Below are 18,257 nucleotides of genomic sequence, written 5' to 3'. Positions count from 1 at the left end.
CATGGCTCAGGTCGGTATTTTCGTCGGCACGGTATACGGTAATGCGTTGTTGGTGGCGGAAGAAGCGGAAACCATCCTTGTCGAGCAGGGGCACGAGGTCAAACTGTTCGAAGAGGGGACGCTGGAAGAGTGGCAGGCCTATCGTCAGCACTATGCGCTGGTGGTGACCTCGACCACCGGGCAGGGCGATTTGCCGGACAGCATCGCGCCGCTGTTCGCGGCGATTCGCGATCGGGTCGGCTATCAGCCGGAGCTACGCTACGGAGTGATTGCGCTGGGCGACAGCAGCTATGACAACTTCTGCGGCGCCGGTCGGGCGTTTGATGCGCTGCTGCAGGAGCAGGGTGCGACGCGCGTGGGAGAGAGGCTGGAAATTGACGCCATGGAGCAGCCGGAACCTGAAGTGGCGTCCTGCCCGTGGGTGGAGCAGTGGGCGGCGCTGCTGAAGTAAAGCCTGCAGGGCGCGATAACCGCGCCCTGATGATTATTTGCCGCGGGTCAGCTTTTCCAGATCGGCCTCAATCTCGGCAATCTTGTGCGACACCACGCCTTCCAGATGACGCAGGTCTTCGAGGATTTTGCGTTTCAGATCGACTTCCACCTGATCGCGCTGGCACAGCTGATCCAGCTCATCGATCACATAGCGCAGGTTGGGGTTTATCTCGTGGATTTCTTTGTAACCCTGGCCGGCGTTGTCGGCCACCACGGTTTTACGCTGACGCGGATATTTGAATTTCACGCTTTTGGCAAAGAACTCGCCTTTATCCTTGCGGAAATAGATCTTGAGGATGTCGTTATTGGCCTCTTGCCGCAGGCTATAACGATCGATATCTTCCGGTTGATTAATACCCAAGCTTTTCAAATTATCGTACATACGTCGCCCCTAGTAATAAGTGTTATTCCACGTTAGTGAGGATGCCCGCGGTGCTTCAGATAAAAAAATAGCGGGTGAATCACCCGCTATTTAGCTTAGTCGATGGTGCGTAATAACTCATTAATGCCGACTTTGCCGCGCGTTTTGGCGTCCACTTTTTTGACGATCACCGCACAGTACAGGCTGTAGGTGCCATCTTTGGACGGCAGGTTGCCGGAGACCACGACGGAACCCGCCGGGACGCGGCCGTAGTGGATTTCGCCGGTTTCGCGGTCGTAAATGCGGGTGCTCTGGCCGAGGTAAACGCCCATGGAGATCACCGAGCCTTCTTCCACGATCACCCCTTCAACCACTTCGGAACGCGCGCCGATAAAGCAGTTGTCTTCGATGATGGTCGGGTTGGCCTGCAGCGGCTCCAGCACGCCGCCGATGCCGACGCCGCCGGACAGGTGAACGTTCTTGCCGATCTGCGCGCAGGAACCGACGGTGGCCCAGGTATCGACCATGGTGCCTTCGTCAACGTAGGCGCCGATATTGACGTAGGACGGCATTAGCACGGTGTTGCGTGCGATAAATGCGCCCTGGCGCACGGTGGCCGGCGGCACGACGCGGAAGCCTTCTTTCTGGAAGCGCGCTTCGTCATAGTCGGCGAACTTCATCGGCACCTTGTCGTAATAACGGGTTTCAGCCCCGTCCATCACCTTGTTGTCATTGATGCGGAAAGAGAGCAGCACGGCTTTTTTCAGCCACTGATGGGTTACCCACTGGCCGTCAATCTTTTCGGCGACGCGCAGGGCGCCGCTGTCCAGCAGGGCGATGGCCTGGTTTACCGCTTCGCGCGTTACGGTGTCCACGCTCGTCGGGGTAATGTCCGCGCGACGTTCAAAGGCGCTCTCGATAACGTTCTGTAGTTGCTGCATTCTGTTCTCGTCCTGATAATGTTTAGCTAAAAGATACTTGTTTACCCAAAAGATTTCGAGTGGCGGCTAGGCGGCAACCGCACGAATCCCCAGGAGCTTACGTCAGTAAGTGACTGGGGTGAGTAAGGGCAGCCAACAACGCTGCCGCTTGAAAGATGAAGGGTATATCACATTTTATCGTTTGGATTGAGTGCCTCTGTCAACCGTTGTTCCAACTTTCTGCGCGTTTGGGCGTTTAAAGCGCGCCGATCGCCGTCGGCCAGAATAAATAAATCCTCAACCCGCTCGCCGATGGTGGAAATGCGCGCGCCGTGCAGGGACAACCCCATATCGGCAAACACTTCGCCGACGCGCGCCAGCAGGCCGGGCTGATCCAGCGCGGTCAGCTCCAGATAGCTGCGCCGGTCGGTATGGGTCGGCAGAAAATTGGCCTCCGTCGGTACGCTGAAGTGGCGCAGCTTGGACGACGGCCGACGTACCCGCGGCGGCTGATAGTCGCGCTGGGTGATCGCCTGCAGCAGCGCCTGACGAATGGCGTTGTGGCGATCCTGCGCCAGCGGGCTGCCGTCCGGCTCCAGAACGATAAAGGTGTCCATCGCCATTCCGTCGCGGTTGGTGAAGATCTGCGCGTCGTGCACGCTCAGGTTGCGGCGGTCCATCTCGCCGGCGACGGCGGCGAACAGATACGGCCGGTCCGGGCTCCAGATAAAGATCTCGGTGCCGCCGCGCGTCGCCTGCCGGCTGACCAGCACCAGCGGTTTGGTGGAGTCGTGGGCCAGCAGGTGGCGGGCGTGCCAGGCCAGCTGATTGGGGGAGTGGCGCAGGAAGTAGTCGGCGCGGCAGCGGCTCCAGATACGGTGCAGCGCCTCTTCGTCGATATTGTCCATGCGCAGCAGCGCCAGCGCCTGTAAACGGTGGTGACGCACGCGTTCGCGCAGGTCCGGGCTGTTTTGCATGCCGCGGCGCAGCTGCTTTTCCGTGGCGAAGTAGAGTTCGCGCAACAGGCTCTGTTTCCAGCTGTTCCACAGCGTTTCGTTGGTGGCGCAAATATCCGCCACCGTCAGGCAGACCAGGTAGCGCAGCCGCGTTTCGCTCTGCACTTCGGCGCTGAACTGTTGGATCACCGTCGGGTCCTGAATGTCGCGCCGCTGGGCGGTGACCGACATCAGCAGGTGGCAGCGCACCAGCCAGGCGACCAGCTGGGTTTCCCGCGAGTTGAGGCCGTGCAGCGCGGCGAACTCCACCACATCTTCCGCCCCCAGAATGGAGTGGTCGCCGCCGCGTCCCTTGGCGATATCGTGGAACAGCGCGGCGATCAGCAGCAGCTCAGGGTGGGGCAGCCGCGGATAGAGTTCGACGCACAGCGGGTGGCGCGGCCGGGTCTCTTCATCGGCGAAGCTTTCCAGCTTCTGCAGCACGCGGATGGTGTGTTCATCCACGGTATAGGCGTGGAACAGGTCGAACTGCATCTGGCCAACGATTTTGCCCCACTGCGGCATATAGGCCCACAGCACGCTGTGGCGGTGCATCGGCAGCAGGGCGCGCGCCACCGCGCCCGGGTGGCGCAGAATCGCCATAAACAGCTCGCGGGCTTCGGGAATGGTGCACAGCGGCTGTTTCAGATGGCGGCGCGCATGGCGCAGCTGGCGTACGGTGGTGGAGTAGATGCCGCGGATGTCGCGGTTGCGCACCATCAGATAGAACATGCGCATGATGGCCTGCGGCTGGCGCTCAAACAGCGTCTCGTCACGCAGATCGATCAGATCGCCGCGCAGCTGGAAATCATCGTTCAGCGGGCGCGGTTTCTCCGTGGCGTCCAGCGCCAGAATCGCTTCATCAAACAGCTGCAGCAGCATGTTGTTCAGTTCGCTGACGCGGCGCGTTACGCGGTAGAAATCCTTCATCATGTGCTCGACCGGCTCATTGCCGTCGCCTTTATAGCGCAGCCGCTGCGCCACGCTGAGCTGACGGTCGAACAACAGGCGGTTGTCATAGCGCGTCAGCTCCAGATGCAGCGCGAAGCGGATGCGCCACAGCAGGCTCTGGCACTCGTTCAGCTCATTGCGCTCCGCCTGCGTCAGAAAGCCGAAGCCGACCATTTCATCCAGCGAGGTGGCGCCGAAGTGGCGCCGCGCCACCCACAGCAAGGTATGGATATCGCGCAGGCCGCCGGGGCTGCTTTTGATATCCGGCTCCAGGTTGTAGCTGGTGCCGTGGTAGCGCTGGTGGCGCTCCTGCTGCTCCTCAATCTTGGCGTGGAAAAAGTCGGGGGAGGGCCAGAAGCCGTCGCTGAAAATGTGTTTTTGCATCTGTAGGAACAGCGCCACGTCGCCGCAGATCATCCGCGATTCGATCAGGTTGGTGGCCACGGTCAGATCGGCCAGCCCTTCCAGCAGGCACTCTTCCAGCGTGCGGACGCTGTGGCCGACCTCCAGCTTCAGATCCCACAGCAGGGTGATAAATTCGCCGACCCGCGCCGCCTGCGGCTCGCTCAGCCGCTGCTGGCTGAGCACCAGCACGTCGATGTCCGATAAAGGATGCAGCTCGCCGCGGCCATAGCCGCCCACCGCCACCAGCGCGGTTTCGGCAGCCTGCTCAAAGCCGTAAAAGCGCCACAGGCGGCGCAGCAGGCGGTCGACGAACTCACTGCGCGCCGCCACCAGGCTTTCGGCGCTGGCGCCGGCGTCAAAGGAAGTCGCCAGCCAGTCCTGAAACTGTTCCAGCCGCTGCTTCAGCGCGCCGCACTCCAGATCGTCGTCGCCATAGGTATCGGGAGAGGCGGGCGGCGTCAGCTGCGCGACGGCCGGCGGGGCAGGTGCACGAAAATCTTCAGACATGGGATGACCTATAAAAAAGGCCGGCAAAAGCCGGCCTGTGTAATGCGTTTAGCGTACGGCGCTGCCGCCGCGCTTACATGTCATGCGTAATGATGTTGGGGATGGTGTCATCCTTGCGCAACGTCATTATCTCGCAGCCGTTTTCAGTCACCACAATAGTATGCTCATACTGCGCCGACAAGCTGCGATCTTTGGTTTTTACCGTCCAGCCGTCTTTCATGGTGCGGATGCGGTAGTCGCCGGCGTTAACCATCGGCTCGATGGTGAAGGCCATGCCCGCCTGCAGCACCACGCCGCCGTCATCGGCGTCATAATGCAGCACCTGCGGCTCTTCGTGGAACACTTCGCCGATGCCGTGCCCGCAGTACTCACGCACGACGGAGAATTTCTCGGCTTCCACAAACTGTTGGATAGCCTTGCCCAGCGTGCGCAGGCGGATGCCCGGCTTGACCATTTTCAGCGCCAGGTACAGGCTTTCCTGCGTGATGCGGCACAGGCGCTCGCCCAGAATCGTCGGTTTGCCCACCAGGAACATCTTGGAGGTGTCGCCGTGCCAGCCGTCTTTAATTACGGTGACGTCGATGTTGACGATATCGCCGTCTTTCAGCACTTTGTCATCGCTTGGGATGCCGTGGCACACCACTTCGTTCACCGAGATGCAGACGGATTTCGGGAAGCCGTGATAGCCCAGGCAGGCGGAGATCGCCTGCTGCTTTTCCGTGATGTATTCGTGACAGATACGGTCCAGCTCACCGGTGGTGACGCCGGGTTTGACGTAAGGCTCGATAATTTCCAGCACTTCGGCGGCCAGGCGGCCGGCTACGCGCATTTTTTGGATGTCATCAGCGTTTTTGATTGAGATTGCCATGAAATTCGTCCGAAGGTGTCGAGCTTGCCGACAATTAAGAAGATAGAAGCAGTCTGCTATGGTATCAGCCCGCCGGAGGGCTGCCAAATTTGATTTGCGCGCGCGGGCGGCGTTAAGGGGTTATACTGCAACAAAAGTTGGAGTCAGCGGCGGGTTTATGGTATAAAGCGCGCCGGCGATCCGCGACTTGCGTCCAAAAGACGTTGGAGCGGTGAGGCTGAAACTACTTAACTGCACTCAATTGTGTAAATAACACACACGTATCGGCACATGCGCCGGGGTGCCTCAGGTGAGAATCTCGCTCTGGGGTCGGCGTTATGGGATACGTGGAGGCATAACCCCAATCTAATCTATAGAGGTTTAATCATGGCAACTGTTTCCATGCGCGACATGCTCCAGGCCGGTGTACACTTCGGTCACCAGACCCGTTACTGGAACCCGAAAATGAAGCCATTCATCTTCGGCGCTCGTAACAAGGTTCACATCATCAACCTGGAAAAAACCGTACCAATGTTCAACGACGCTCTGGCTGAGCTGAGCAAGATCTCTGCCCGTAAAGGCAAGATCCTGTTTGTTGGTACCAAGCGCGCAGCAAGCGAAGCGGTAAAAGACGCTGCCAACAACTGCGACCAGTTCTTCGTGAACCATCGCTGGTTGGGCGGTATGCTGACTAACTGGAAAACCGTTCGTCAGTCCATCAAACGTTTGAAAGATCTGGAAACCCAGTCTCAAGACGGCACCTTCGACAAGCTGACCAAAAAAGAAGCGCTGATGCGTACCCGTGAACTGCAGAAGTTGGAAAACTCTCTGGGCGGTATCAAGGATATGGGCGGTCTGCCAGACGCTCTGTTCGTTATCGATGCCGATCACGAACACATCGCGATCAAAGAAGCCAACAACCTGGGTATCCCGGTATTCTCTATCGTTGATACCAACTCCGATCCAGACGGCGTTGACTTCATCATCCCTGGTAACGACGACGCAATCCGTGCAGTAAACCTGTACCTGACCGCCGTTGCTGCCGCAGTACGTGAAGGTCGCTCTCAAGATCTGGCCGTTCAGGCGGAAGAAGGCTTGGTAGAAGCTGAATAATAAGGCAAGCTCGACATCGAGCCCTTATTAACCAGGTATTGACATATGTTGGTTAGGGGGGCCTTAAAGGCCCCCTTTGCTTATCTGAATGAGAACCCTGTCCGATAGGTTCCGCGTTGTTGCCCGGCGCGACGGCGCGAAAGATATCGGGTAAATCTCCGAGTGGGATAACCGAGGAATTTAAAAATGGCTGATATTACCGCTGCCCTGGTAAAAGAACTGCGCGAGCGTACTGGCGCTGGCATGATGGATTGCAAAAAGGCGCTGGTTGAATCCAACGGCGACATCGAGCTGGCCATCGAGAACATGCGTAAGTCTGGTGCGATCAAAGCAGCGAAAAAAGCAGGCAACGTAGCTGCTGACGGCGTGATCAAAACCAAAATCGAAGGCAACTACGGCGTGATTCTGGAAGTTAACTGCCAGACTGACTTCGTTGCCAAAGATGGCGGTTTCCAGGCATTCGCTGACAAAGTGCTGGACGCGGCCGTTGCCGGTAAAGTGACTGACGTCGACGTACTGAAAGCGCAGTTCGAAGAAGAGCGCGTTGCGCTGGTGGCGAAAATTGGTGAAAACATCAATATCCGTCGCGTAGCCGTACTGGAAGGCGACGTGCTGGGCAGCTACCTGCACGGCGCACGTATCGGCGTTCTGGTTTCCGCTAAAGGCGCTGACGAAGAACTGGTTAAGCAGATCGCAATGCACGTTGCGGCCAGCAAGCCTGAGTTCGTGAAGCCTGAAGACGTTTCTGCCGAAGTGGTGGAAAAAGAGTATCAGGTTCAGCTGGACATCGCCATGCAGTCTGGCAAGCCGAAAGAAATCGCAGAGAAAATGGTTGAAGGCCGCATGAAGAAATTCACCGGCGAAGTTTCTCTGACCGGTCAGCCTTTCGTTATCGAGCCAAGCAAATCTGTTGGTCAGGTGCTGAAAGAGCACAACGCTGACGTGATTAACTTCATCCGCTTCGAAGTGGGCGAAGGCATCGAGAAAGTTGAAGCTGACTTTGCTGCTGAAGTTGCAGCAATGAGCAAGCAGTCTTAATGACTGTTAATGGAACCGCCGTCTGGCGGTTCCATTTTATATCCGCCGTATTTCAGGCCGCGCGCAGGGCGTCTTTTTCCTGCAGCCTGAATTATTTAGGATATATCTTTATCCAGATCCAGCCAGATTTACTCCGATGGCGGGCCCTGCCGGGTTATACTCTGCGCAGGCGCATTTCATCGGCCGAAACCCCCAATACTATTACTGCTGCTTAGGACAGAATAACCATGGCAACCAATGCAAAACCCGTATATCAGCGTATCCTGCTCAAACTGAGTGGCGAAGCCCTGCAAGGCGCAGAAGGTTTTGGTATCGACGCGAGCGTTTTGGATCGCATGGCTCAGGAAGTGAAAGAGCTGGTCGAGCTGGGCATTCAGGTCGGTGTAGTTATTGGCGGTGGCAACCTGTTCCGCGGCGCGGGCCTGGCGCAAGCCGGGATGAACCGCGTAGTGGGCGACCACATGGGAATGCTGGCTACCGTGATGAACGGCCTGGCTATGCGTGATGCACTGCACCGTGCCTATGTGAACGCCCGCCTGATGTCGGCTATCCCGCTCAATGGCGTATGTGATAACTACAGTTGGGCGGAGGCGATCAGCCTGCTGCGCAACAACCGCGTAGTGATTTTCTCCGCCGGTACCGGCAACCCGTTCTTCACCACCGACTCCGCCGCCTGCCTGCGCGGGATCGAAATTGAAGCGGATGTGGTATTGAAAGCCACCAAAGTGGATGGTGTATACTCCGCCGATCCGGTGAAAAACCCGGACGCTACGCTGTATGAACAGTTAACCTATCAGGACGTGCTGGAACGTGAACTGAAAGTCATGGACCTGGCCGCGTTTACGCTGGCGCGTGACCATGGCCTGCCGATCCGCGTGTTCAATATGAACAAGCCGGGCGCGCTGCGCCGCGTCGTGATGGGTGAGAACGAAGGTACATTGATCGGCAAGTAATTGCTGCTCGATACTGATTAAGCGGAGCGGGTGGCGACGTGCGCGCCTGCTCCCGGCAAGTAAAATTCACGGGCTATAATAAGCCTGCCAAGTAACCCGTTTCCAAAGGTTCGCAACGTGATTAATGACATCAGAAAAGATGCTGACGCACGCATGGAAAAAAGCGTCGAAGCATTCAAAAACCAAATCAGCAAAATCCGCACTGGCCGCGCGTCGCCAAGCATTCTTGACGGCATCATGGTGGAATACTACGGCGCTGCCACCCCGCTGCGTCAGCTGGCCAACATCACGGTGGAAGATTCCCGCACGCTGAAAATCAACGTGTTTGACCGCTCTCTGAGCCAGGCGGTGGAAAAAGCCATCATGTCCTCTGACCTGGGTCTGAACCCGTCTTCCGCCGGTTCCGACATCCGCGTTCCGCTGCCGCCGCTGACCGAAGAGCGCCGTAAGGATCTGATCAAGATCGTACGCGGTGAAGCCGAACAGGGCCGCGTGTCCGTGCGCAACGTGCGTCGCGACGCCAACGACAAGGTCAAGGCGCTGCTGAAAGACAAGGAAATCAGCGAAGACGAAGAACGTCGTTCACAAGACGACATTCAGAAAATGACCGATGCCTACATCAAGCTGGTCGACGCCGCTCTGGCGGAGAAAGAAAAAGAGCTGATGGAATTCTAATCGGCTTTGCGCTGAACAAAGCGTCGCTTAGGCGGCGCTTTATTTTTTGCAGCGCAGATCTCGTTTTATCGTACTGAAAGATCGTGGACATCCGGTGCGTAAGGTTTCACACTGGAGCACCATCGATCTTATCAGACAGTTACTCAGAGCGAACTCATGAAGCAACTGACTATTCTTGGCTCCACCGGTTCCGTCGGCACCAGCACGCTGGCCGTTGTGCGGGAAAATCCTGAACGTTTCGCCGTGAAGGCGCTGGTTGCCGGCCGCAATGCGGCGGTGATGGCGCAGCAGTGCCTGGAATTCCGCCCGGCCTATGCGGCGATGGCGGATGAAGCCGCCGCCGGCCAGCTGCGTACGTTGCTGGCGGAGCAGGGCGTGGCGACCGAGGTGCTGGCGGGCGAACAGGCCGCCTGCGAGCTGGCGGCGCTGGATGACGTCGATCAGGTGACTGCGGCCATCGTCGGCGCCGCCGGGCTGCTGCCGACGCTGGCGGCGATCCGCGCCGGCAAGCAGGTGCTGCTGGCGAACAAAGAGTCGCTGGTGACCTGCGGACGTCTGTTTATGGACGCGGTACGGCAGAGTCAGGCGCAGCTTTTACCGCTCGATAGCGAGCATAACGCGATTTTTCAGAGTTTACCTGAGAGTATTCAGCGCCAGTTGGGATACTCTTCACTGGAAGATCATGGTGTTTCGCGCATTGTATTGACCGGTTCCGGCGGCCCGTTCCGTACCACGCCGCTGGAACAGTTCGCCGCGATGACGCCGGATCAGGCGTGTGCCCATCCCAACTGGTCGATGGGGCGCAAGATCTCGGTGGATTCCGCCACCATGATGAATAAAGGTCTGGAATATATTGAGGCCCGCTGGCTGTTTAATGCCTCGGCCGAACAAATGGAAGTGATTCTGCACCCGCAGTCGGTCATCCACTCGATGGTGCGCTATGCCGACGGCAGCGTACTGGCGCAGCTGGGCACGCCGGATATGCGTACGCCAATCGCCCACGCGATGGCCTATCCGCAGCGCGTGAACTCCGGCGTTGCCGCGCTGGACTTCTGCCGCATTGGCGCGTTGACCTTCTCCGAGCCTGAGCGTGAGCGTTATCCTTGTCTGCACCTGGCCATCGCGGCCTTTGATGCGGGCCAGGCGGCGACCACCGCGCTCAATGCCGCCAATGAAGTGGCGGTGGCCGCCTTCTTGCAGGCGCAGATTCGCTTTACCGATATCGCGGCGGTGAACCAAAAAGTTGTCGAACGGCTGTCGTTGCAGGAACCGACCTGCGTTGACGCGGTCTTAGATATCGATCGCCAGGCGCGTGCGCTTGCCGCTGAGGTGGTGAAGACGCAGTACGCCTGAGCCCGCGATATTGTCTGATTTTGTTCGTAAATTGCGCGCGCCGCTCCGGGCCTGTTTGTTCAGGCTTCGCTGAGGTGATATAGTCTGCGCCACCTGTCAGCGGTTATACCGTTGAATAATGGCCTGATTGGTATGTCGAATACCTATTCGTTCCAGACGATGTCTGGGCTATCAGGACGTGCAGACGAAAAAGCCGTGTCGGGCACACGGCTTTTTTTGCGCGCAAGGGCCTGAAGTTCCGGAAAGGCTGTTGTGTTTCTATCGAGGAAATAAGTACGAGTTATGTCGTCCGCAAATCAACAAGAAGCTAATCCGTCCATTTCAGGGCCACGTCACGTTGCCATCATTATGGACGGTAACGGACGTTGGGCTAAACGTCAGGGCAAGTTGCGCGTCTTCGGTCATAAAGCAGGGGTGAAATCGGTGCGCAGGGCCGTCAGCTTTGCCGCCAGCCATCATCTGGATGCGCTCACGCTTTATGCCTTCAGCAGTGAGAACTGGAATCGTCCGGCGCAGGAGGTCTCCGCACTGATGGAGCTTTTTGTGCGTGCTCTGGACAGTGAAGTGAAAAGCCTGCACAAACATAACGTCAGGTTGCGCGTAATTGGCGATGTCAGCCGGTTCAGCGCACGTCTGCAGGAGCGTATCCGTCGCTCTGAGCAGCTGACTGAAAATAACGATGGCCTGACGCTCAACATCGCTGCCAACTACGGCGGCCGTTGGGATATCATGCAGGGAGTAAAGACGTTGGCCGAGCAAGTGCAGGAAGGTTTGCTGCGCCCGGACCAAATCAGTGAAGAGTTGCTGAGTGAACAGGTCTGCATGAGCGATCTGGCGCCGGTGGATCTGGTGATCCGCACCGGCGGTGAACACCGTATCAGCAATTTCTTACTGTGGCAGATTGCTTATGCCGAGCTTTACTTTACTGATGTACTCTGGCCTGATTTTGATGAACTTGTCTTTGAAGGTGCGCTGAATGCATTTGCACAACGTGAGCGTCGCTTCGGGGGAACAACACCTATCGGCGCCAATGCGTCCTAGGGGGAACATTTGCTGAAGTATCGCCTCATAACTGCTCTGATTTTAATACCGATCGTTATTGCAGCACTGTTTTTGCTGCCTCCGGTGGGATTCGCCCTGGTAACGCTGGTAGTGTGCATGTTAGCTGCGTGGGAGTGGGGCCAACTGGCCGGTTTTGCTTCCCGTTCTCAACGTATCTGGTTGGCGATACTCTGCGGCTTTTTGCTGGCGCTGATGATGCTGAGCGTACCGGCCTATCATCAGTCGGTCCACCTGCTGCAGGTGGGCGGGCCGCTGTGGATGTCGCTCGGATGGTGGCTGGCGGCGCTGCTGCTGGTGCTGTTTTATCCGGGCTCCGCGGGGCTGTGGCGTAATTCGCGCCCGCTGCGGCTGGTGTTCGGCATCCTGACCATCGTGCCGTTCTTCTGGGGCATGCTGGCGCTGCGTCAGTTCGGCTATGAGCAAAACCATTTTACCGGCGCCTGGTGGCTGCTGTATGTGATGCTGCTGGTCTGGGGCGCGGATTCCGGCGCCTATGTCTTCGGCAAGCTGTTCGGCAAGCACAAGCTGGCGCCGAAGGTCTCGCCAGGGAAAACCTGGGAAGGCCTGATCGGCGGTCTGGTGACCTCGGCGCTGATCTCCTGGCTGTTCGGCCGCTATGCGCCGCTGAACGTGGTGCCGGCGACCCTGCTGGTCTGCTCGGTGACCGCCGCGCTGGCCTCGGTGCTGGGCGACCTCACCGAGAGCATGTTCAAACGGGAAGCGGGCATCAAGGACAGCGGCCATCTGATTCCGGGACATGGCGGGATACTGGATCGTATCGACAGCCTGACCGCCGCCGTGCCGGTATTTGCCTGTTTGATGCTGTTAGTGTTTTAATCCGTCCGTGACGGGGAGTGTAGGGATGATGTTCAGCGTGCTCTGGAACCTGGTAGCGTTTATTATTGCACTCGGTATATTGATTACCGTGCATGAGTTCGGGCACTTTTGGGTGGCCCGCCGCTGCGGCGTCCGCGTTGAACGCTTCTCTATCGGCTTTGGCCGCGCCCTGTGGCGCCGCACCGACCGTCACGGCACCGAATTTGTTATCGCGCTGATTCCGCTGGGCGGCTATGTCAAAATGCTGGATGAGCGCGTGGAGACGGTGGCGCCCGAGCTGCGTCACCGGGCCTTTAACAATAAGACCGTCTGGCAGCGCGCCGCCATCGTCAGCGCCGGGCCAATCGCCAACTTCCTGTTCGCCGTGGTTGCCTACTGGCTGGTGTTTATCATCGGCGTCCCTAGTTTTCGTCCGGTTATTGGCGAAATATCACCACAATCTATCGCCGCTCAGGCGCAAATTTCACCCGGAATGGAACTAAAGTCCGTTGGCGGTATCGAAACGCCTGATTGGGAAGCTGTTCGTCTGGCGCTGGTGACCAAGATTGGCGATGACAAAACCGAGGTGGGCATTGCGCCTTTCGGCTCATCGCAGGTGGTGAATAAAACCCTGGATTTGCGCCAGTGGAAGTTTGAGCCAGACAAGCAGGATCCGGTGGTGTCGCTGGGGATGATCCCCCGCGGGCCGCAGATTGAATCAGTGCTGGCGCAGGTGCAATCCGGTTCGGCAGCGCAAAAAGCGGGTTTGCAAGCCGGGGACAGGATCGTTAAAGTCGATGGTCAGCCTTTGGGTCGTTGGCAGACGTTGGTGAAACGCATTCACGACGGCCCGGGGCAGGCGCTGGCTTTAGAGATTGAAAGAAACGGCGCGCCGCTGTCGTTAACGCTGGTTCCGGACAGCAAAACGGCGGAAGGCCAACGTATCGGCTTTGCCGGCATTATTCCGAAAGTGTTGCCGCTGCCGGATGAGTACAAGACGATTCGTCAGTTTGGACCGTTCTCGGCGCTGTATCAGGCCGGGGACAAGACCTGGCAAATCATGCGCCTAACGGTCAGCATGCTGGGTAAATTAATCACCGGTGATGTGAAGTTGAACAACCTGAGCGGCCCGATTTCTATTGCACAGGGCGCCGGGGCTTCAGCCGGGGTCGGGTTTGTGTACTACTTGATGTTCCTGGCGTTGATTAGCGTCAACCTTGGGATCATCAACCTGTTCCCATTACCGGTGTTAGATGGTGGGCACCTCCTCTTCCTGGCGATAGAAAAGCTGAAGGGCGGCCCGGTATCCGAGCGAGTACAGGACTACAGCTACCGCATAGGCTCGATTTTGCTGGTGCTGTTAATGGGTCTTGCACTTTTCAATGATTTTTCTCGCCTGTAAGGGCGGGGATAGGTTAGGAAGAACGCATAACAACGATGGCGATGAAAAAGTTGCTCATAGCGTCGCTGCTGTTTGGCAGCGCCACCGTATACGGTGCAGACGGGTTCGTGGTGAAAGACATTCATTTCGAAGGCCTGCAGCGGGTCGCCGTCGGTGCGGCGTTACTCAACATGCCGGTTCGCGTAGGCGATACCGTCACTGACGATGACATCAGTAATACCATTCGTGCCTTGTTTGCCACCGGCAACTTCGAGGACGTGCGCGTACTGCGCGATGGTAATACGTTGATCGTGCAGGTTAAGGAACGTCCTACCATTGCCAGCATCACTTTCTCCGGCAACAAGTCGGTGAAAGATGACATGCTCAAGCAAAACCTGGAAGCCTCCGGCGTCCGGGTCGGCGAAGCGCTCGACCGCACCACGATCTCCAGTATTGAAAAAGGTCTGGAAGACTTCTACTACAGCGTCGGTAAGTACAGCGCCTCGGTGAAAGCCGTGGTGACGCCGCTGCCGCGCAACCGTGTCGACCTGAAGCTGGTGTTCACGGAAGGGGTTTCCGCAAAAATTCAACAGATCAACATCGTCGGCAACCATGCCTTCACCAACGATGAACTGATTTCACGCTTCCAACTGCGTGATGAGGTGCCGTGGTGGAACGTGGTCGGCGATCGTAAATACCAGAAGCAGAAACTGGCGGGCGACCTTGAGACCCTGCGCAGCTTCTATTTGGACCGCGGCTATGCGCGTTTCAACATTGATTCGACGCAGGTCAGCCTGACGCCGGACAAGAAAGGCATCTACATCACCATCAATATCACCGAAGGCGATCAGTACAAGCTTTCCGACGTGGTGGTGAACGGCAACCTGGCGGGCCATTCGGCCGAAGTCGCCCAACTGACCAAGATTGAGCCGGGCGAACTGTACAACGGCAGCAAAGTGACCAAGATGGAAGACAACATCAAGAAGATGTTGGGCCGTTATGGTTACGCTTACCCGCGCGTACAGACCCAACCGGAAATCAACGACGCGGATAAAACCGTCAAGCTGCACGTCAACATCGACGCGGGCAACCGTTTCTACGTGCGCCGCGTCAAGTTCGAAGGCAACGACACCAGTAAAGATTCCGTACTGCGCCGCGAAATGCGTCAGATGGAAGGGGCGTGGCTGGGCAACGATCAGGTTGAGCAGGGCAAAGAGCGTCTGAACCGCCTGGGCTACTTCGAGACCGTGGACGTTGAAACGCAGCGCGTGCCGGGCACCGCCGATCAGGTTGACGTTACCTATAAGGTGAAAGAGCGCAACACCGGTACCTTCAACTTCGGCGTCGGTTACGGCACGGAAAGCGGCGTCAGCTTCCAGGTCGGCGTTCAGCAGGACAACTGGTTGGGCACCGGCTACTCGGTGGGCGTCAGCGGCACCAAGAACGACTATCAGACCTATGCGGAGCTGTCAGCCACCAACCCTTACTTCACCGTTGACGGTGTGAGTCTGGGCGGTCGTATCTTCTATAACGACTTTAAGGCCGACGACGCGGATCTGTCTGACTATACCAACAGCAGCTACGGCATCGACGGTACGCTGGGCTTCCCGATCAACGAGAACAACTCGCTGCGCGCCGGCCTGGGCTATGTGCACAACAGCCTGTCCGACATGCAGCCGCAGATCGCCATGTGGCGTTACCTGAACTCGATGGGGCAGGATCCGAACACCATGGATCGCGCCAGCTACAAGGCGGATGACTTCACGCTGAACCTGGGCTGGACCTATAACAACCTTGACCGTGGTTACTTCCCGACCTCCGGTAACCGCACCACCCTGAATGGTAAAATCACCATTCCTGGCTCTGACAACGAATACTACAAAGTGACGTTGGACAGCGTACAGTACGTGCCGATCAACGACGATCGCACTTGGGTGCTGTTGGGCCGTGGCCGTCTGGGCTATGCCGACGGTCTGGGCGGTAAGGAAATGCCGTTCTATGAGAACTTCTATGCCGGCGGCTCCAGCTCCGTGCGTGGCTTCCAGTCCAATACCATTGGTCCGAAGGCGGTGTACTACAATTCCAACTCCTACAGCTGCAGCAACGGCACCAAGCTGTGCGGCTCTGACGATGCGGTCGGCGGTAACGCCATGGCGGTCGCCAGTATGGAGCTGATTACGCCTACGCCGTTTATCAGCGAGAAATATGCCAACTCGGTACGCACCTCGCTGTTCGTCGATGCGGGTACCGTGTGGGATACCAACTGGGAGAAGAGCCAGACCGCAGGGTATGACATTCCGGATTACAGCAAGCCAGGCAATATTCGCGTGTCTGCCGGTATTGCTCTACAGTGGATGTCACCGCTGGGGCCGTTGGTGTTCTCTTACGCCAACCCGCTTAAGGATTACGAAGGCGATAAATCCGAGCAGTTCCAGTTTAATATTGGTAAGACCTGGTAACGGTTTTACCTCTGCGTAAAACGTTGCTAAGAATCGCAATGGTCAGACTGTCGAAACGGCAGAGGGAGAAAAGTCTCATTGTTTCGTGAGATAAGTCTGGCAGATTGTGTATTTCACGTGTCGAATGACACAAACGGTGATGGTAAGGAGTTTATAGTGAAAAAGTGGTTGTGTGCCGCAGGCCTCGGTTTAGCAATGGCTGCTTCAGCGAGCGTTCAGGCTGCTGACAGTATTGCTGTCGTTAACGTTTCCAGCATTTTCCAACAGTTGCCAGCTCGTGAGACCGTGGCGAAACAACTGGAAAACGAATTCAAAGGCCGTGCAAGTGAACTCCAGAACATGGAACGCAGCCTGCAGACTAAAATGCAGAAACTGCAGCGTGACGGCTCTACGATGAAGGCAAGCGAGCGCAGCAAGCTGGAAAAAGACGTGATGGCGCAGCGCGAGCAGTTCTCCAAGAAAGCCCAGTCTTTCGAGCAGGACAATCGCCGTCGTCAGATGGAAGAGCGTAACAAGATCCTGAGCCGTATTCAGGATGCAGTGAAAACTGTTGCCAGCAAAGAAGGTTATGACGTGGTGATCGACGCCAACGCCGTAGCTTACGCAGGTTCTTCCAAAGACATTACTGCTGATGTGCTGAAACAGGTTAAATAACACATGCCTTCAATTCGACTGGCTGATTTAGCGCAGCAGTTGGATGCACAATTGCACGGTGATGGCGATCTCGTCATCACCGGCATTGCTTCTATGCATTCCGCACAAACTGGCCAAATTACCTTTTTGTCCAACAGCCGCTATCAACAGCAGCTGTCTTCCTGTCAGGCCAGCGCCGTGGTGCTGACCGAAGCAGATTTACCACACTGCCGCAGCGCGGCGCTGGTGGTGAAGAATCCCTACCTGACCTACGCGCGCATGGCGCAGCTGATGGACACCACGCCGGCACCGGCTCAGGATATCGCGCCGAGCGCGGTCATCTCCCCTGAGGCGCAGCTTGGGCAAAACGTGGCCGTCGGCGCCAATGCGGTGATCGAGTCAGGCGCCGTGCTCGGCGATAACGTGGTTATCGGTCCGGGCTGTTTTATCGGCAAGAATGCTCGCTTGGGCGCCGGTACGCGCTTATGGGCCAACGTCACCGTGTACCATGAGGTTGAAATCGGCCAAGGCTGCCTGATTCAGTCGGGTACGGTGATCGGCGCAGACGGTTTCGGCTACGCCAACGAGCGCGGCAACTGGGTGAAGATCCCCCAGCTGGGCACGGTGATCATCGGCGATCGCGTCGAGATTGGCGCCTGCACCACCATTGACCGCGGCGCGCTGGATAACACTCTGATCGGAAATGGTGTTATCATCGACAACCAATGCCAAATTGCGCATAACGTGGTGATTGGTGAAAATACCGCCGTTGCCGGCGGCGTTATCATGGCCGGCAGTCTGAAGATTGGCCGCTATTGCCAGATCGGCGGCGCCAGTGTGATCAACGGTCACATGGAGATTGCCGATCAGGTGGTGGTCACGGGAATGGGAATGGTTATGCGACCAATCACCGAACCTGGGGTATACTCTTCGGGTATTCCGTTACAACCCAACAAAGCCTGGCGTAAAACCGCCGCGTTGGTGATGAATATCGATGAGATCAGCAAGCGTTTGAAAGCTGTCGAACGAAAAGTCGGTAAAGACGACGATTCCCAATAAGCTTGCCCGCTGCATCACGGCGTATTCAGTCCCAAAATGAAATACTGCAGGCAATATCGTGCACGTATAGGGAAGCGAAGTGCAAAATAAAGATGCAGCTTGCAGGATGATGGGTATAATCACCGCCGCCCGCCTAACTGGGTAGAAAAACGAAACGCGTTGGCCGCTCGCGGCTAAAAGCGCAAAGAGTTGTGAATTTGCGGCCTGCCTGATGATCTCCTTTTGGGGTCAACGCAG

General features: G+C 57.3%; 16 protein-coding genes. 12 read left to right on the top strand and 4 right to left on the bottom strand.

The window, feature by feature from the left end; all coding sequences use genetic code 11:
• The first annotated feature begins 1 nt into the window (after position 1).
• Positions 2-451, top strand: coding sequence for a flavodoxin (locus D781_RS17030; protein WP_015673568.1), 450 nt, complete (start codon positions 2-4; stop codon positions 449-451).
• Positions 452-484: 33 nt separating this feature from the next.
• On the opposite strand, the gene D781_RS17025 is transcribed toward D781_RS17030, so the two are convergent.
• From D781_RS17025 to map, 4 genes are all read right to left on the bottom strand, one after another.
• Entirely contained in the window at positions 485-874 is a 390-nt protein-coding gene (locus D781_RS17025) for a DUF3461 family protein (RefSeq protein ID WP_015673567.1), read from the bottom strand.
• 95 nt (positions 875-969) lie between these two features.
• On the bottom strand, positions 970-1,794 hold the full coding sequence (dapD, locus tag D781_RS17020) for a 2,3,4,5-tetrahydropyridine-2,6-dicarboxylate N-succinyltransferase (protein ID WP_015673566.1): 825 nt from the start codon (positions 1,792-1,794) through the stop codon (positions 970-972).
• Positions 1,795-1,961: 167 nt separating this feature from the next.
• Positions 1,962-4,631 carry a bifunctional uridylyltransferase/uridylyl-removing protein GlnD gene (gene glnD / locus D781_RS17015; protein ID WP_015673565.1) on the bottom strand — a complete coding sequence of 890 codons (2,670 nt, stop codon included), beginning with the start codon at positions 4,629-4,631 and terminating at the stop codon, positions 1,962-1,964.
• A 73-nt stretch (positions 4,632-4,704) separates the two neighbouring features.
• Positions 4,705-5,499, bottom strand: a complete 795-nt coding sequence (gene map, locus D781_RS17010) for a type I methionyl aminopeptidase (protein WP_015673564.1) — start codon at positions 5,497-5,499, stop codon at positions 4,705-4,707.
• A 366-nt stretch (positions 5,500-5,865) separates the two neighbouring features.
• Between map and rpsB the strand changes: the two genes are divergently transcribed.
• From rpsB to lpxD, 11 genes are all read left to right on the top strand, one after another.
• Positions 5,866-6,591 carry a 30S ribosomal protein S2 gene (gene rpsB / locus D781_RS17005; RefSeq protein ID WP_015673563.1) on the top strand — a complete coding sequence of 242 codons (726 nt, stop codon included), beginning with the start codon at positions 5,866-5,868 and terminating at the stop codon, positions 6,589-6,591.
• 186 nt (positions 6,592-6,777) lie between these two features.
• Positions 6,778-7,629, top strand: a complete 852-nt coding sequence (tsf, locus tag D781_RS17000; protein ID WP_015673562.1) for a translation elongation factor Ts — start codon at positions 6,778-6,780, stop codon at positions 7,627-7,629.
• Between the two features lie 227 nt (positions 7,630-7,856).
• Positions 7,857-8,582 carry a UMP kinase gene (gene pyrH / locus D781_RS16995; protein ID WP_004959220.1) on the top strand — a complete coding sequence of 242 codons (726 nt, stop codon included), beginning with the start codon at positions 7,857-7,859 and terminating at the stop codon, positions 8,580-8,582.
• Positions 8,583-8,699: 117 nt separating this feature from the next.
• On the top strand, positions 8,700-9,257 hold the full coding sequence (frr, locus tag D781_RS16990; protein WP_015673561.1) for a ribosome recycling factor: 558 nt from the start codon (positions 8,700-8,702) through the stop codon (positions 9,255-9,257).
• A gap of 156 nt (positions 9,258-9,413) precedes the next feature.
• Positions 9,414-10,610: a 1-deoxy-D-xylulose-5-phosphate reductoisomerase gene (ispC, locus tag D781_RS16985; RefSeq protein WP_015673560.1), complete on the top strand. Its 1,197-nt coding sequence runs from the start codon at positions 9,414-9,416 to the stop codon at positions 10,608-10,610.
• A 282-nt stretch (positions 10,611-10,892) separates the two neighbouring features.
• Positions 10,893-11,651 carry a (2E,6E)-farnesyl-diphosphate-specific ditrans,polycis-undecaprenyl-diphosphate synthase gene (gene ispU, locus D781_RS16980; RefSeq protein ID WP_015673559.1) on the top strand — a complete coding sequence of 253 codons (759 nt, stop codon included), beginning with the start codon at positions 10,893-10,895 and terminating at the stop codon, positions 11,649-11,651.
• A 9-nt stretch (positions 11,652-11,660) separates the two neighbouring features.
• Positions 11,661-12,509: a phosphatidate cytidylyltransferase gene (cdsA, locus tag D781_RS16975; RefSeq protein ID WP_015673558.1), complete on the top strand. Its 849-nt coding sequence runs from the start codon at positions 11,661-11,663 to the stop codon at positions 12,507-12,509.
• A gap of 28 nt (positions 12,510-12,537) precedes the next feature.
• Entirely contained in the window at positions 12,538-13,890 is a 1,353-nt protein-coding gene (gene rseP, locus D781_RS16970; protein WP_041412191.1) for a sigma E protease regulator RseP, read from the top strand.
• Positions 13,891-13,925: 35 nt separating this feature from the next.
• The gene (gene bamA, locus D781_RS16965; protein ID WP_015673556.1) at positions 13,926-16,328 is read left to right on the top strand and encodes an outer membrane protein assembly factor BamA; all 2,403 of its coding nucleotides are present in this window, start codon (positions 13,926-13,928) and stop codon (positions 16,326-16,328) included.
• Between the two features lie 156 nt (positions 16,329-16,484).
• Positions 16,485-16,982: a molecular chaperone Skp gene (skp, locus tag D781_RS16960; RefSeq protein ID WP_015673555.1), complete on the top strand. Its 498-nt coding sequence runs from the start codon at positions 16,485-16,487 to the stop codon at positions 16,980-16,982.
• Between the two features lie 3 nt (positions 16,983-16,985).
• Positions 16,986-18,020 (top strand): UDP-3-O-(3-hydroxymyristoyl)glucosamine N-acyltransferase, encoded by a 1,035-nt coding sequence (gene lpxD / locus D781_RS16955; RefSeq protein WP_015673554.1) that lies wholly within the window; start codon positions 16,986-16,988, stop codon positions 18,018-18,020.
• Positions 18,021-18,257: the final 237 nt, after the last annotated feature.

The sequence above is a fragment of the Serratia sp. FGI94 genome, assembly GCF_000330865.1.
GTDB classification, from domain to species: Bacteria; Pseudomonadota; Gammaproteobacteria; order Enterobacterales; family Enterobacteriaceae; genus Serratia_B; species Serratia_B rubidaea.
Note: the sequence above shows the minus strand (reverse complement) of the source record. Positions and strands in the feature narration are given on the sequence as shown.